Consider the following 15,700-nt stretch of genomic DNA (forward strand, 5'->3'; position numbering starts at 1 on the left):
ATATGTCCGTTATTAGAAACATCCCTTATAACATCCAAGCTGAGCAACTGGTTTTAGGCTCTATCCTTGTAAACGATAAAGTTTTAAATGAAATGCAAAGCTTTTTATTAACTGAGCATTTTTATGATCCGTTACATCAAAAAGTTTATAGAACAATGCTTGCGGTGATTGATGAAGGACATGCTGTTACGCCTGTATCATTATCTAGCAAACTTGACTCTGACGATCAGTTTCAAAAAACAGGGGGGTTTGAATTCTTGGGCCAACTCACTTCTCTGGCTATAGCTGTTATTCGCCCTCAGGACTATGCTGAAATAGTGTATGATCTTGCAATGAGACGTCAGTTAATTGACCTTGGTGAAGATATGTTAGCACAAAGCTATAACTCTGAACTTGAAAATCTTAGAACCAAGGATATTATCGAAAATACTGAAGATAAGCTGTTCAAGCTTGCTATGTCTGGTTTTGTTGATAGAGATTTTGAAGGTATTAATCAGGTTGCAAATCAATCTTTAAAAAATATTTTTAAAGCATATGAATTACGTTCTACCAACCAAGTTACGGGAATTTCCACTGGTTTTTTTGATTTAGATGAAAAATTAGGAGGATTCCAAAATTCAGATTTAGTCATTCTTGCAGCAAGACCCGGTATGGGTAAAACCGCGTTTGCCGTTAATTTAGCATTAACAGCAGCCGAAATTTTCCGCAAAAAGCACGAAGAAGATAAACAAAAAATGAAAACCGTTGGGATTTTTTCTCTTGAGATGTCGGGTGAACAGCTTGTAACTCGTATGATTTCGATCAAAACATCTATCGATTCTCTGAAGCTTCGCAGCGGGTTATTTAAACATGAACAACATATTCAAATCTCTAATGCTGCAACAGCTCTATCAACCGAACCTATGTTTATAGACGATACACCTGGCATTACTATATCAGCTATTCGAACCAGAGCTCGCAAGATGTATAAAAAACATAATCTGGGAATGATCATCATTGATTATTTGCAACTTATTCAAACAAACTCTAATGCCGAAAATAGAGTTTTAGAAGTCTCAGAAATTACAAAAAGCCTGAAGATTTTAGCAAGAGAATTAAACATTCCCGTAATAGCTCTATCTCAGCTATCAAGAGCCGTAGACCAACGAGCAGATAAAAGACCTGTATTATCAGACTTAAGAGAATCAGGATCTATTGAACAAGACGCAGACCTGGTGATGTTTATATTTAGAGAAGGATATTATGCTTCTATATCCGGTCATAAAGAAACCAAAACAGAAGAAGGACAAGAAGGCGCCCCTAAATCTAAATTAGATCGCACGGAAATCATAATTGCAAAACATCGCCATGGACCAGTTGGAACTGTGGGACTTTATTATGATCTTGCCTCATCTAAATTTAGCAATATTTTCAAATTTTAGCAAAAAACCAAATCAACAGAAATATAATGAAATGCCAAAAATAAATTTCTAGAAGATACCTAGATGCAAATAATAACTTGCAATTGCGAGGAGTAGTGAAATTTACATAAGAAAATGAATAATATGACCCAATTTGCAACAAACTAACTAGAAGAAGATAAATGGGAGAAAATCTGAAAACGATCTGGGTAAAAATTATAAAAGTCAAAAATGATATAAATAAAGCCATTTTAAAGGGCTCTTGCCCCTTAGCCCACAAACCACATATCATAAAACTAAGAGTAAAAGTACTGTATTCCACAAAATGACAATAGTTACACGCAATGCCTATTAAAATTGACACAACAAAAAATATATCCAAAATTTTAGGCTTGGCGTAAGTGAAAAGTACTTGCCCTATGAAAAAGGTAATAAGTATATTTGATTGTAATGCACTTTGAAAAGCATAGCGAAATAAAGTAATAATTAAACCATATACAAGTATATCGTAGTGTATGGTTTTAAAATTATATCCAGCAAAAAAAGCAAATATGGGTAAACATACTCTCCCAATTGCCCTTAGTACTGGATCATGAATTAGAAAAAAGAATCCAACGTGATCGATGATCATGCAAACAATTGCAATGAACTTTATCAAATCCTGGTTGTTTGGCTGAGCCAATTTTAAGTCGTGCAAGATGTGTACCTTTATAATGTATCCCTAAATCTTTCAATATAAATCGTATATTTATAAAAAAAGTTTGTCACTATACCATTTCTTGTTTAAATGTGTTACATTTTTACTATACGGAATATTTAAATACTCAGGTATGTTATCCCTAGATGTTATAATTTTTGCTGGATTTATCTGCATATATCTACTCATTGTATTTATATGTCGTCCTAAACACAACAAAATTGAGGTTTATGACAGAGAAAACGGTAAGTTTTCTACTGCAAAAATTGTCACAACTATGGTATTAGGATGGACAGGATCAGGATTCTTAGCCCTATTTGCCACAGAAACTCTCAAAAATGGCTTACACTTTATTTTACCTAATATTGGCCCAGCACTTACTTTTATCCTTGCAGGTACATTTATATCTCCTCGAATAAGTGAATTTATAGGCAAATCATCAATTGCTGATGTGGCACACGATATATGGGGGGTTAGAATAGCATTCATAATAGCTTTATGTTATATCTTTCTATCAATTGCCATATTAACTATCCAGATTCAATACGTATCCAAAATTTTCGAATATTTTAGTATACCTTCTTGGTATGCATTAATAATGAGTGGATTAGTTCTAACCATTTATTGCATCATAGCCAATAAAAAAACAGCAATATTTAGTGACATCATACAATTCATCAGCTTTAGTTGCTTTATACCTATAATCTATTTTGTGATATGGCAAGCCCTAAGTAACAGTAAAATCATGTGGGAAATCGTAAAAAATCACCCCAATTTCGACCTGAATCAGGTTTTTAATTTAAGCACCCCCCAAACATACCGTATGCTGGGTATATTTGGATTAATTATGATACCTAGATTGGGGCCATTTGTATTCCAAAATATTTCAATGTCACGAAATGCCAAACAATCAGCCCTGGCTTTTAAAATCTCGGGACTAATTATTCTAAGCTTACAAGTATCTATAGTAGCACTAGCACTTTTGGCCATTTCTCAAAATCCAAATTTTAACCCACAAGATGCAGTGTTATATTTTTTGAATAACTATACAAGTTACGGATTTGACATTATTTTAACAACAGGCACTATAGTGATCGCTACCTCCGTGGCATCCTTTCTCATAAACACTTCAGCACATATGCTTATACAAAATATTTTAGAGCCTATAACACTTAAAAAAATTCATAATCAAAGATTAGTACTAGTATATTTTACAATTACCGCAAGCATAATTAGCACGTATTTCAACCTGAGATTTGAAAATATCTCACTATTAGCATTATGCTTTTTCAGCATTTATACAACTATAGTTTCTATTCCAGTGCTCTTTGCAATATTCGGATTCCGAAGCTCTGAGTTATCTGTCTTAATTGGAATGGGCGCAAGCATAATTAGCATGGTAATTTATCAATGGAAATTTGTCATACCAGGCCTTAGTTTCTTTATACCAGGCATGCTTGCTAATACTATCCTTTTGTCGGCAGCCATTATGTCTTGAAACAAACGGGTGGATGGCTAGGAATTAAAGGTAAACGTGAATTTGATGAGTTTCACCAAGAAAAAAGAAGATTGAGACAAAGATTTATATACAATACTTTTGGTATAAGTTTTATAGATTTTTGTAAACAGGGTTTACCAACTGCGAGCGCAAATATTTCATTTTTTGGAGCTTTTGGTCTTGTATCTATTTTTTTAACCCGAATATCCCTACCTCAAATAATTAACTCCAAATATTCCTTACTACTAAACTTTATTTATCCAAGTGCTTTTATTATAGCTACTAATCTAATTTTTTATCCTATTTGGCCTCAAGTACTCAAAAAAGAAAAATTTTTATCAATTATCTGGCTCTTATCAGTACTTTATATATCTATAATTATTCCAACTATTTTTTCATTTGCCACTAACTTTTTGTCAACACAAATGGTTATAAGTCTAATAAATTGTATAGCTATATCTGTAATGCTCAAGTGGAATGTTACAATATTTTTAATATTTATTGGCACGTTTTTTGCAATTTTTTATCTCTATTGCTTCGTTGATGGTATTAACATAGAAAATTTACAACTTCAAATGTCCTATCTGCTGCTATTTTTAAGTGGAGCACTAATATCATTCTTAAAACCATATAAAGATATGAATAAGTACCAAGAACCACTTTCCAAGGTTAGCCAAAAACTACAAGATATCTCAGAACAAGCTTTAAATCTTTTAATTTTAAAGCAAGATATACTTAGTAACTTAAATCAAGAAATTCAAACACCCATTGAAAATATTGGTACTGGATCCTCTATCTTAAATCAAAACAAAAATAATCTTGACAAATATAATCAAGATAGCGTCGAACTCGTTCATAAAGAATATCAAAAGTTACAAACTTATGTAAATAAGCTAGTTGATCTATCTGAACTTAATGCAGGAAACGTTACCTTAAAATATCAAGATATAAATTTTGAGGAGTTAGTTGAAAATGTTGTTAATCAGTATAAAGATTTTCAATTAAAAGACCCTAATATACATTGTAACATTAATACCCAAGCAAAACACTTAATTACTACATGCGATCCAGATAAAATATCTCAGTGCCTGGAATACTTGATTTGCAACGCTGTAAACTTTACCAAACAAGGCAAAATAATCATCTTATTAGAAAATCAAAGTACGGTTATTAAAGAAACCATGGTTCAAACGATCAAATGTTCCATAATCGACGAAGGCATAGGTATTCCTGAAAATGAACTAGAATATATTTTTGAAGCCTTTGCTAAAAGTTCTTATAGTAGTAATCCTGGAAAAGGCCTAGGTCTTGCCTTATGTCAAAGAATCATACAGCTTCATCACGGAATGATTTGGGCTGAAAATAATAAAACCAAATCAGGAGCTACCTTTATTTTCATGATACCAAGAAGATCAGTATTGAGTTAAATTAGTACTTAGTACTTAGTACTTCAATATGTTAAATTTGAAATATAAAAAATATTAATTTGATATGCTAAACCTTAATTTAGATATTATAATTTTTGCTGGTTTTTTTATTATATATTTTCTAGCAAACTTTTTCTATCGCACCAAAAAGACTAGCATAGACGATTATAATCATCCTAATCGTAATTTTTCTTCTGTTCAAATTGCCGCAACTTTAATATCTCTGCGTATAAGTTCAGGTCTTATACCTTATGCCTTCATAGAAAGTTACAGAAATGGTCTTTGCACAATCATTCCAAGCCTATTTCTCCCTTTGTCCTTTTTGTTCGTAGCAAAATTTATCTCACCTCGCATGGGAGAATTTTTAGGTAAATACTCGGTTGCACAAATTATGAGAGAGTTATGGGGAAATTGGGCAGCTTTTATTACAGCAATATCCTCTATTTTATTTGCTTTAGTTATACTAATCACTAAATTTACATTTATATCTCAGCTACTAGGGATTTTATTAGGTATTCCTTACGAGGTAGGAATATTAATTAGTGCGATACTTATAATTTCATACTCTTTATTTGCTAGAATTAAGGTTTCTGTTTTTAGCGATGTTATGCAATTTGCAGTGTTTAGCTGTATAGTGCCTATTATCTTATTGATAGGATGGAAAGGATTTAGTAACACGGAGATTATCTGGCAAACTTTAATCTCTAACCCTAGATTTGACCCAAAACATGTTCTAAATTTTCATAACCCTGGTTTTTATAACATGCTAGGAGTTTGTATGATAGCTTTTATACCTAAATTTGGTCCTTTATTTTTTCCAAATATTTCGATGTCTCAAAACCCTCAACAATCAGCTCAAGGGTTTAAAATAGCTGGATTTATTCTTCTTATATTACAATTAGTTATAATCTTTTTAGCCGTTGTACTAGTTTCTGAAAACCCCAACCTAAGTTCTAATGATATATTTAAGTATTGTATTAATAATTATGCACACACTGGTTTAAGAGCAATTATTTGTATATGTCTTATAATTCTTTCTCTTTGCATTAGTGATTTCCTTCTATTATCCGCATCAGCTATATTAACACGTGACATGTTAGGTCCCTTGGGTGTTAGATGGGCTCAAAATGAGCTCTTAATTTTTCAAAGTTTATCAATTATAGCTGGTTCGATTGGCTCGTATATAGCATTGAACGTAAATGGAAATTTTATGTTAATGATGGGATTTGCTAGCATCTTTATGACTCTAGTATCACCACCTCTGCTTTTTGCAATATTTGGGTTTCGTAGTTCTGAATTATCCGTAATAATAGGAATGGCGGGATCAATCATAGTCATGATAATTTATCAATGGCATTTTGCCATACCAGGTCTTAGTTTCTTTATACCTGGAATACTTGCTAATATTATCTTTTTATTCGGCAGTCATTATCTCTTAAAACAAACAGGAGGGTGGTTGGGGATTAAAGGCAAACGTGAGTTTGATGAATTCCAAGAAGAAAAAAGAAGATTAAGACAAAAATTCATATACGATACTCTTAATATAAATTTTATAGATTTTTGTAAACAGAGCTTGCCAACATCTGAAGCAAATATTTCATTTTTTGGAATTTTTGGTATTTTATCAATTTTTTTAACTCAGATCTCTGTACCTTACACAGTTTCTTTTAAGTACTCTTCATTATTAAACTTTATTTATCCTAGTACTTTTATTATTGCTGCTAATCTGGTTTTCTATCCAATCTGGCCTCAAGCGCTCAAAAAAGAAGAATTTTTATCAATTGTATGGCTTTTATCGGTCTTCTACATCTCCATCATAATCCCAGCTATTTTTGCATTTGCTACCAAATTTCTACCAATGCAAATGATAATAGTCTTGATAAACTTCATAGCGATATTTGTTATGCTCAAATGGAATATTGCTATATCTTTGATGTTGATTGGCGCATTTATTGTAAGTTTATATTTATATTGTTTTGCTGATGGCATCAATTCAGAAAATTTACAACTACAAATATCCTATCTACTACTATTTTTAAGCGGTACATTAATATCATTCTTAAAACCTTATAAAAGCACGGAAAAGGAGCAAGAATCTCTTTCAAACATTAACACAAAACTACAAAATATCTCTGAACAAACTTTAAATCTCCTAATCTTAAAACAGGATATACTCCATAATTTAAACCAAGAAATTCAAACTCCTATTGAAAATATTGGTGCTGGGGCAGCTACCTTAAATCAAAACAAAAGTAATCTCGAAAAACATAACCAAGATAGTGTCGAGCTAGTTTATAAGGAATATCAAAAGTTACAAACTTATGTAAATAAGCTAGTTGATTTATCTCAATTTGAAACTGGAAATGTGAACCTAAAATATCAAGATATAAATTTTCAGGAGCTAGTTGAAACCGTACTTAATCAGTGCAAGTATTGTCAATTAAAAAGTTCTAACGTACATTTTGAATTTGATACTCAAGCAAAACATCTAATTACCACATGCGATCCAAATAAAATATCTCAATGTCTAGAATATTTAATTAACAATGCCATAAATTTTACCACTCAAGGCAAAATAATTATTTTACTAGAAAACGAAGATACGGTTATTCAAGAAACGATGGTTCAAACAATAAAATGCTCAATAATCGATGAAGGTATCGGAATTCCCGAAGATGAACTAAAATATATTTTTGGAGTATTTGCTAAAAGTTCTTATACTAAAAATGCTGGAAAGGGTTTAGGGCTTGCATTATGCCAAAGGATCGTAGAACTTCACCATGGAAGGATTTGGGCCGAAAACAATAAAACTAAACCCGGAGCTACTTTTGCGTTCATGATACCAAGAAAACCAATTTTAAGTTAATTTAATATATACACTTATTGCATTAACGTGTTATGATTGAATTATAAGAAACATTAAATTAACATGCTAAACTTTAATCTGGATGTTATAATTTTTGCTGGTTTCTTTATCACATATTTTCTAGCAAACTTTTTTTACCGCACAAAACCAACTAGCATAGACGATTATAGTCATCCGAGGCGCAATTTTTCTACTACCAAAATTGCCGCAACTTCAATTTCTATATGGATAGGAGCGGGTATGTTACTTTATACCTTCACCGAAAGCTACAGTAAAGGTCTTTATATCATCATCCCAAGGCTATTTGTTCCTATATCCCTTTTATTCATAGCAAAATTTATTTCACCCCGCATCAATGAATTTTTAGGTAAGTATTCAATTGCACAAATCGCCAGAGAACTATGGGGAAATTGGGCTGCACTTATTACATCAATATCATCTATCTCATTTGCTGTGGTAATATTGAGTATCAAATTTAAATTTATAGCTCAGTTGCTAGATATTTTATTAGGTATACCTTATGAGACTGGAATAGGAGTTAGTGCGATATGTATAATTGCATACTCCTTATTTGGCAAAATTAAATTTCCTATTTTTAGTGACTTCATACAATTTGCAATGTTTAGTTGCATGTTACCTATGACTCTACTAATGGTATGGACAGGCTTTAGTAATACAGAAATTGTATGGGAAACCTTAAACTCTAATCCTAAATTTAATCTAAAAAAGATTTTTGACTTTCATAATTCTGATTTTTATGACATGTTAGGGCTTTGTATAATAGCTTTTATACCTAAATTTGGTCCACTGGTTTTTCCAAATATTTCAATGTCTCAAAACCCTCAACAATCATCCGAAGCTTTTAAAATAGCTGGGTTGATCTTTTTTATAATACAATTAGTTATGACTTTTTTAGCTATTGTACTTTTTTCTGAGAACCCTAACCTTAACCATAATGACCTATTCAAATATTGCCTTGATAATTATGCGTATAACGGTCTAAGAGGATTTATTTGCATATGCACTATAATTCTTGCCGTATCCTTTACTGATTTTCTATTACTATATTCATCAACTATGCTAGCACGCGATGTGTTAAGTCCCTTAGGGCTTCGATTGGCTCAAAATGAATCGTTAATTTTCCGTTTATTATCAATTATAGGTGGTTTAATTGCCTCATATATAGCATTAAATACAACGGAAAGTTTTGTATTATTAATAGGAATTGCTAGCCTCTTTATGACGCTAGTATCAATACCTATGCTTTTCGCAATATTTGGATTCCGTAGCTCTGAATTATCTGTATTACTAGGAATGTTTGGAGCAATCATCGTAATGATAATTTATCAATGGAAATTTGCCATACCAGGCCTTAACCTCTTTATACCAGGCATGCTTGCTAATATTATATTTTTATTAGGCGGTCATTACCTCTTAAAACAAACAGGTGGATGGCTAGGCATCAAAGGAAAACGTGAATTTGACGAATTTAAACAAGCAAAAAGAAGACAGACACAAAGATTCATATACGATACTTTTGATATAAGTTTCATTGAATTTTGCAAACAAGGGTTGCCAAACTCTGCGGCAAATATTTCATTTTTCGGAGTCTTTGGTCTTCTATCTATTTTTTTAACTCAGATCACGTTACCTCAAACTGCTATCTCCAAACATATTGCTTTAATAAATTTTCTTTATCCAAGTGCTTTTATTATCTCTGCTAATCTAGCTTTTTATCCCATCTGGCCTCAAGCATTCAAAAAAGAAAAAATTTTATCAATTATCTGGCTTTTCTCAGTTTTTTATATATCAATCATTACTCCAGCTATTTTTGCATTTATTAGCCATTTTCCTCCAATGCAAATGATTATAGCTTTAATGAATTTTATAGCAATACAGGTAATGCTGAAGTGGAACGTGACAATATTTTTAATACTTATTAGCATGCTTATTGCAAGTTCTTATCTTTACTGTTGCGTTGAGAATATTAAAGTGAAAGATTTACAACTTCAAATGTCTTACCTGCTGCTATTTTTAATTGGAGCATTAATATCATTCTTAAAACCTCACAAAGATACTAATAAGTATCGAGAAGAACTTGCCGAAATTACCCACAAAATACAAGATATCTCCGAGCAAACCCTAAACCTTCTAATTGTAAAAGAAGATATACTTAATAACTTAGATAAGGAAATTCAAACACCTATTGAAAATATTGGAGCCGGAGCCTCTAATTTAAATCAAAACAAGGACAGCTTTGAGAAACATAATCAAGATAGTGTCGAGCTTGTTTATCAAGAATACAAAAAATTGCAAATGTATATAAATAAGCTAGTCGATCTATCTTATTTTAACACAGGAAATGTTACATTAAACTATCAAGATATAAATTTCGAAGAGCTTGTTGAAAATACTATCGAACCATGCAAAATTTGCGAATTCAGGAATCCTAAAGTGCACTTTAACATCAATAATAAAGCTACTCACCTGATTACTGCATGCGACTCAGATAAAATATCTCAATGCCTAGAATACCTAATTAAAAACGCCATGAACTTCACCAACGCAGGTACTATAGAAATTTTATTAGAGAATCAAAGTGCAGTTATTAATGAAATGATGGTCCAAACGATCAAATGCTCTATAATTGATGAAGGCATTGGAATTCCTGAAGATGAACTGGAATACATTTTCGGAGCATTTACTAAAAGTTCTTATACCAAAAACTCCGGAAAAGGCTTAGGGCTTGCGTTATGCCAAAGGATTATTAAGCTGCATCATGGAATGATTTGGGCCGAAAATAATAAAACTAAACCAGGAGCTACTTTTGCCTTTATGATACCAAGAAAACCTATATCTTAATTTTTCTTGGATGATCGACTTAAGCGATATACAATAGATTATTATTTAAACAAAAGTGGTTTTATGCATTTTATTGATGAGGCTAAAATATTTATTAAAAGCGGTAATGGAGGTAATGGTTGCGTATCTTTTAGACGTGAGAAGTTTGTAGCTAAAGGAGGACCAGATGGCGGTGATGGTGGCAGAGGCGCTGATATTATTTTCGTAGCAGATCCAAATCTAAATACCCTACTACATTTTAGATACCAAAAGCATTTTAGAGGCCAAAACGGAGAATCAGGTAAAGGAGCGTGCATGAGCGGTAAATCTCGTTCTCCTTTGGTTTTAAAAGTACCCGTTGGAACTCAGATTTTCGATTCTCAAAAGCAAGTATTGTTGCATGATTTACAAAATCCTTATGAAGAATTTGTAGCCCTTGAAGGAGGAAAAGGAGGACTTGGTAACATGCACTTTAAATCCTCTATAAACAGAGCTCCAAGAAAAGCAACCTCAGGAGAAGTAACAGAAGAGGTGCAAGTGTACTTAAGTCTCAGGGTAATAGCCGATATTGGACTTGCGGGACTCCCAAATGCGGGCAAATCTACCTTTTTAGCAAAAGTTACAAATGCAAAACCTAAAATAGCAGATTATGCTTTTAGCACTTTAAAACCTAACCTAGGCGTTGTTCAGATTTATGATCATGAATTTGTAATTGCAGATATCCCAGGTCTTATTGAAGGGGCTCATTTAGGTTCAGGTTTAGGAGATAAATTTTTGAAGCATATCGAAAAATGTAAAATCCTGGTGCATTTAATTGATGCAACTTCGGATAATTTGGTTAAAGACTACCAGATCATACGTAATGAAATTTCAAACTATTCAAATGATTTAGCTACAAAAATAGAAATTATTTGTTTGAATAAAATAGATTTAGTAGATCAAAAGTCCTTAAGTAAAAAAATAAATGCTTTAAAAAAATATACTAAAAAAGAAATTTTTGCTATCTCTGCGATGACAGGTTATGATATACCAAAGTTACTAAACCAAATACATAAATTATCATATCATGAGAATTTTTAGCGCTTTGCTGTTGCTATTTACACTACCTTCTTTGGGACAAGAAACTAGATCATTTACTGGTTCTATTACTGATTTAATAGTAGAAATAGACGAAGGAGAAATAGTTATTGAGGGCAGTAAAGACCAAAATACTATTGTAGATTATATAACTTCTAGAGAAAATTGTAACACTCAAACCATAAAGAATGATAACACTATACAAATACTTAACAACAAATACCAAAATGGTTGTCAAGCAAGTTATAATGTCAAGTTATCCTCTAATGTGAAAGTTAATATTAAAATTGGAGCAGGAGACGTAAAAGTTAGCAACCTGGATGCTACAACCCAAATTTCTGGAGGATCGGGAAATATCTCCTTGTCAGATGTAACTAAAAATGTATCTATCAAACTTGGAACAGGAAATGTAGAATTCAAGACTAACCTAGAACCTTTAAAACCTTTAGATACAAAATTGGAAATTGGCACAGGTAACATATCATACTTGCTACCTAAAAATTCTATAATTAAAAATTCTATAAAAAGTTTGCCCGGAGCTTCATATATTGATGGAAATTTCAAGTATGACAATATGAAATATGACTTTAACTTAGATATTAAACTAGGGGTAGGTTATATTTCAGTTAAACCAGTAGAAACATCTGAATAACGACATTAAAATTTCTTATTTACAATACACTTTCAAAGAACTTTATGAAAATTTTACTTGGTTTTAGATTTTTTTTGAGTAAAATATGAAGAGCAGTGAAATTTTCCTCGATAGCTCAGCGGTAGAGCAATCGGCTGTTAACCGATTGGTCGCAGGTTCGAATCCTGCTCGAGGAGCCAAGTATTTTTACAGGCAAGCATGTAACGCTTCTGGAATCTCTTTTCTTTAATTCAACTTTAACATTTCTAGCTTCACCTTAAGTATGTTAAGATCTGCCGTAGCTCAAACAATGATCTATGATAAAACTTGTTAAAGAATTTTTAAAATCCCTACGTGACGGGGAAAGAAAGAATAAAATTACCATACTACTAGGTAATGCATTAGATCATTATGATACACACATATATGCTCTTCTTGCACCTTTTATCGCAGCCGTATTTTTTGCTCCTGGAGATAATTTAACTAATCAAATCGCCGCCTTTGGCATTGCCTCAGTTGGAGTAATTACAAGACCATTAGGAGCGATCCTGTTTGGTAGACTTGCATTATTCATCGGACCTCTACGAGCACTTAGATACTCATTAGTAGGAGTAGCGATTGCGACTTTCTTAATTGCACTTTTGCCAAGCTATGAACAAGCAGGCCCCCTAGCCCCTCTGTTCCTGCTATTTATGAGATCATTGCAATCTATTTTTGCTTCAGGTGAAGGAGCAATTGCTGGCCTGTATATTGTTTCTTCTCACGATCAACGTAAACGTAACGTATCAAGTAGCTTATACTCCATGTCCACTATGGTAGGGATTATGATTGCAGCCGTAGTTGCTAGATTGGTAAGCCATAGCTCTGATCCATTAATTTACTGGCGTGTAGGATTTGCTTTCGGTTTTTTAACAAGCATTGTAAGTATTTTCATTAGAGCCAATGGTTACAGGGCAACAAAAATGCATGTAAATAACAAAACTCAAAATGTCTGGGGTATCATCAAAACTAATAAAGATAAAATTTGGCGTATTATTTTTTTAAATGGCTTCAGCTATATATCTTATCCAATTGCTTTTACCATCATGAACTCTATATTACCATCAGCAAAAGATATATCGATTCAAGAAGCTTTATATTTACATAGCTGGCTTATTATTTTTGATGCATTTGTGATACCTTTAGGCGGATTTTTACCTCGAGATAATATTAAACTAGAGCGTGTTATGTTAAGCGGAATTGCTATAGTTTTTATTACATCTTCAATATTGTTTGCTAGTCTAAACGTAATATCTTTGAGCACCATCATGATACTCAGAGTAATAGTAATAGGAGTTGGCGTTCCTTTTGCCGTCGCACTAAGGATCTGGACGGCCAACATTACAGATGATTGTGGAGAAGAAAAATATTTAATTGCAGCAATAGGAGGAGGTATTGGAATGGAGCTTTTAGGTCGCAATATTATAATCCTCGCCCTCTTTTTCTTTACTACCTATTCAAGCTTATCACCCCTAATTTTATATATTCTATTTTTATCAGGAGCCGCCGCTTTTGCTATATCTTCTCATAACAAATCATCTTGACACAAGTTTAGAGAGACATAAAGACACATTATCAGTTTTGTCCCTTACATTCTTCCACCCCCCCACAGCCAATGGTAGGTAAACTGAAACCTGGGCACGCTTCGGTAAGTACATTATCGACAACATAAGCCGCTTCACTATAAGCCTCATCTTTTATATCGACATCTGCTCTAGGTTTTTCTGTGGAGTGGTTTATATCATCATTTGCTATTTTCTTAAGTAAGGCTTGTGTTTTTCGGTGATCTCTAGTTTGGAACAACCTAATCAAATCACGATCTAAGAAGCCAAACATATTCTTGGAAGCCTCGGTCTTAGCTATTTTTCCTAGTGAACTAGTTGGCTCAATCACCCCATCTCCCAAGTCTATTATATGGCTATCAACTCGTTCCCAATATTGATTAACTTTCTCATAAACCTCAACCGCGATGTCTCTTAAAGACTTAAGATACTCGTTTGTTTGTTCAGGTTTAATCGAAGAAAATAATTGCTTCCTATCTTCAAGTCTAGATTTAATATAGAAAAGATTCTTTATACTATTCTTGTTAGATAGATCAAACTCTGATGGTATAAACCTATACATGTTAGATTGAACATAATCTTTCATTTTTGTTAAAAAATTTTCACAAAAATCCTTATCACCGGCATCACTAAATGCCTCTAATATATTTTTTAAACCATCTAAGTTCTTACTAGATAGTAGTTCTGCATGGATTATTCCCTCTATATTTATAGTTAAGGCATCATAAAGAAAAGGATGATTTAAATCTAAAAGCTCTTTGTAACGGCAAAAGAGAGTTAATGTACTCATATCTACATCATCTTCTTCCATGTATTCTCCCTCTAACTGCTTATCAATCTCTAATATTGCGAAGTCGATGACATTTTCACCATCATTATTGACAGCATATATATTAGCCCCATGATCAAGTAGTACCTCCGCTATGTCTCTTATTCCATTACGAGCAGCATAATGCAATGGCGTTTCACCTGTATTATTTTTGGCTTCAATATCAGCGCCTTTATCAAGTAGCATTTCTGCTATCCACCCCTCACTACACTGTAGAGCAGCATGGTGCAATGGCGTTTCACCCCGTATATTTCTGACATTAACCTGTGCACCACTACTAACTAGTAACTCAACTGCCCTTGGGTTGTCATAGGCAGCGTAGTGCAATGGCGTTTCTTCATTACTATCACGAGCTTCAATATTCGCCTCTCTATCAAGTAGCAACTTCGCTACTTTCACCTTACCGTGGATGGCAGCTGTGTGCAATGGACTTCTGCCCTTGTTACCCAAATCTTTCATATCAAAGTTACACCTAGCTTCAATATCAACGCCTTTATCAAGTAATGATGACGCCAATTCTACTGCGTCATATGTAGCAGCTACGTGTAGCAAAAAATTAAGTACTTTTACACATGTACTCTCAACAGCTATATGGATTAAAGATTGTATACCATGACTATTAATAATTGTATAAATATCTCCCATCACAGATCCTAATACTTCATCCTTCAAGCTATCTAAGTTTAAAGAAGAAGTATTGATCGCGGGATATGCAGAGTTTAGAAAATTTACCATCAAATCTCTATCATCTTTGGCTACAGCCATTAATATATCTAATGTATTCATTGTTTAGTACCCTAATTTAGCTATATATGAATTATATAAAAAAATAA

At 32.8% G+C, this 15,700-nt stretch carries 10 protein-coding genes and 1 tRNA gene; 9 read left to right on the forward strand and 2 right to left on the reverse strand.

Annotation, left to right across the window (positions count from 1 at the left end):
• Positions 1-2: 2 nt before the first annotated feature.
• A complete protein-coding gene (locus tag phytr_RS03415; protein ID WP_106874489.1) occupies positions 3-1,421 on the forward strand; it encodes a replicative DNA helicase in 1,419 nt (472 codons plus the stop codon).
• Here the strand turns inward: phytr_RS03415 and phytr_RS06530 are convergent.
• Positions 1,411-2,097, reverse strand: coding sequence for a TraX family protein (locus phytr_RS06530; protein WP_410519427.1), 687 nt, complete (start codon positions 2,095-2,097; stop codon positions 1,411-1,413). The genes phytr_RS03415 and phytr_RS06530 overlap by 11 nt on opposite strands.
• Positions 2,098-2,230: 133 nt before the next feature.
• Between phytr_RS06530 and phytr_RS03425 the strand changes: the two genes are divergently transcribed.
• The 8 genes from phytr_RS03425 (at position 2,231) to phytr_RS03460 (ending at position 14,020) form a co-directional block, all read left to right on the forward strand.
• Positions 2,231-3,595 (forward strand): SLC5/6 family protein, encoded by a 1,365-nt coding sequence (locus phytr_RS03425; RefSeq protein ID WP_106874491.1) that lies wholly within the window; start codon positions 2,231-2,233, stop codon positions 3,593-3,595.
• Complete coding sequence (locus tag phytr_RS03430; protein ID WP_106874492.1) at positions 3,592-5,022, forward strand: sensor histidine kinase; 1,431 nt, start codon at positions 3,592-3,594, stop codon at positions 5,020-5,022. Before phytr_RS03425 ends, phytr_RS03430 begins: the two co-directional genes overlap by 4 nt.
• A gap of 64 nt (positions 5,023-5,086) precedes the next feature.
• Positions 5,087-7,888, forward strand: a complete 2,802-nt coding sequence (locus phytr_RS03435; RefSeq protein WP_106874493.1) for an ATP-binding protein — start codon at positions 5,087-5,089, stop codon at positions 7,886-7,888.
• 63 nt (positions 7,889-7,951) lie between these two features.
• The gene (locus tag phytr_RS03440) at positions 7,952-10,750 is read left to right on the forward strand and encodes an ATP-binding protein (RefSeq protein WP_106874494.1); all 2,799 of its coding nucleotides are present in this window, start codon (positions 7,952-7,954) and stop codon (positions 10,748-10,750) included.
• 63 nt (positions 10,751-10,813) lie between these two features.
• Entirely contained in the window at positions 10,814-11,809 is a 996-nt protein-coding gene (gene obgE, locus phytr_RS03445) for a GTPase ObgE (protein ID WP_106874495.1), read from the forward strand.
• Complete coding sequence (locus tag phytr_RS03450) at positions 11,796-12,458, forward strand: hypothetical protein (RefSeq protein WP_106874496.1); 663 nt, start codon at positions 11,796-11,798, stop codon at positions 12,456-12,458. Before obgE ends, phytr_RS03450 begins: the two co-directional genes overlap by 14 nt.
• Before the next feature lie 104 nt (positions 12,459-12,562).
• Positions 12,563-12,637: transfer RNA gene (locus tag phytr_RS03455), tRNA-Asn, on the forward strand.
• 117 nt (positions 12,638-12,754) lie between these two features.
• Positions 12,755-14,020: an MFS transporter gene (locus tag phytr_RS03460; RefSeq protein ID WP_106874497.1), complete on the forward strand. Its 1,266-nt coding sequence runs from the start codon at positions 12,755-12,757 to the stop codon at positions 14,018-14,020.
• A 31-nt stretch (positions 14,021-14,051) separates the two neighbouring features.
• Here the strand turns inward: phytr_RS03460 and phytr_RS03465 are convergent, their stop codons facing one another.
• Entirely contained in the window at positions 14,052-15,653 is a 1,602-nt protein-coding gene (locus phytr_RS03465) for an ankyrin repeat domain-containing protein (RefSeq protein ID WP_106874498.1), read from the reverse strand.
• Positions 15,654-15,700: the final 47 nt, after the last annotated feature.

The sequence above is a fragment of the Candidatus Phycorickettsia trachydisci genome (assembly GCF_003015145.1).
Taxonomy (GTDB): Bacteria; Pseudomonadota; Alphaproteobacteria; order Rickettsiales; family Rickettsiaceae; genus Phycorickettsia; species Phycorickettsia trachydisci.

Bases quoted from the DNA above. Each gene is read 5' to 3' on its own strand.
- phytr_RS03415 (WP_106874489.1), top strand. From the start codon at position 3: ATGTCCGTTATTAGAAACATCCCTTATAACATCCAAGCTGAGCAACTG.
- phytr_RS03425 (WP_106874491.1), top strand. From the start codon at position 2,231: ATGTTATCCCTAGATGTTATAATTTTTGCTGGATTTATCTGCATATAT.
- phytr_RS03435 (WP_106874493.1), top strand. From the start codon at position 5,087: ATGCTAAACCTTAATTTAGATATTATAATTTTTGCTGGTTTTTTTATT.
- phytr_RS03440 (WP_106874494.1), top strand. From the start codon at position 7,952: ATGCTAAACTTTAATCTGGATGTTATAATTTTTGCTGGTTTCTTTATC.
- obgE (WP_106874495.1), top strand. From the start codon at position 10,814: ATGCATTTTATTGATGAGGCTAAAATATTTATTAAAAGCGGTAATGGA.
- phytr_RS03450 (WP_106874496.1), top strand. From the start codon at position 11,796: ATGAGAATTTTTAGCGCTTTGCTGTTGCTATTTACACTACCTTCTTTG.
- phytr_RS03460 (WP_106874497.1), top strand. From the start codon at position 12,755: ATGATAAAACTTGTTAAAGAATTTTTAAAATCCCTACGTGACGGGGAA.
- phytr_RS03465 (WP_106874498.1), bottom strand. From the start codon at position 15,653: ATGAATACATTAGATATATTAATGGCTGTAGCCAAAGATGATAGAGAT.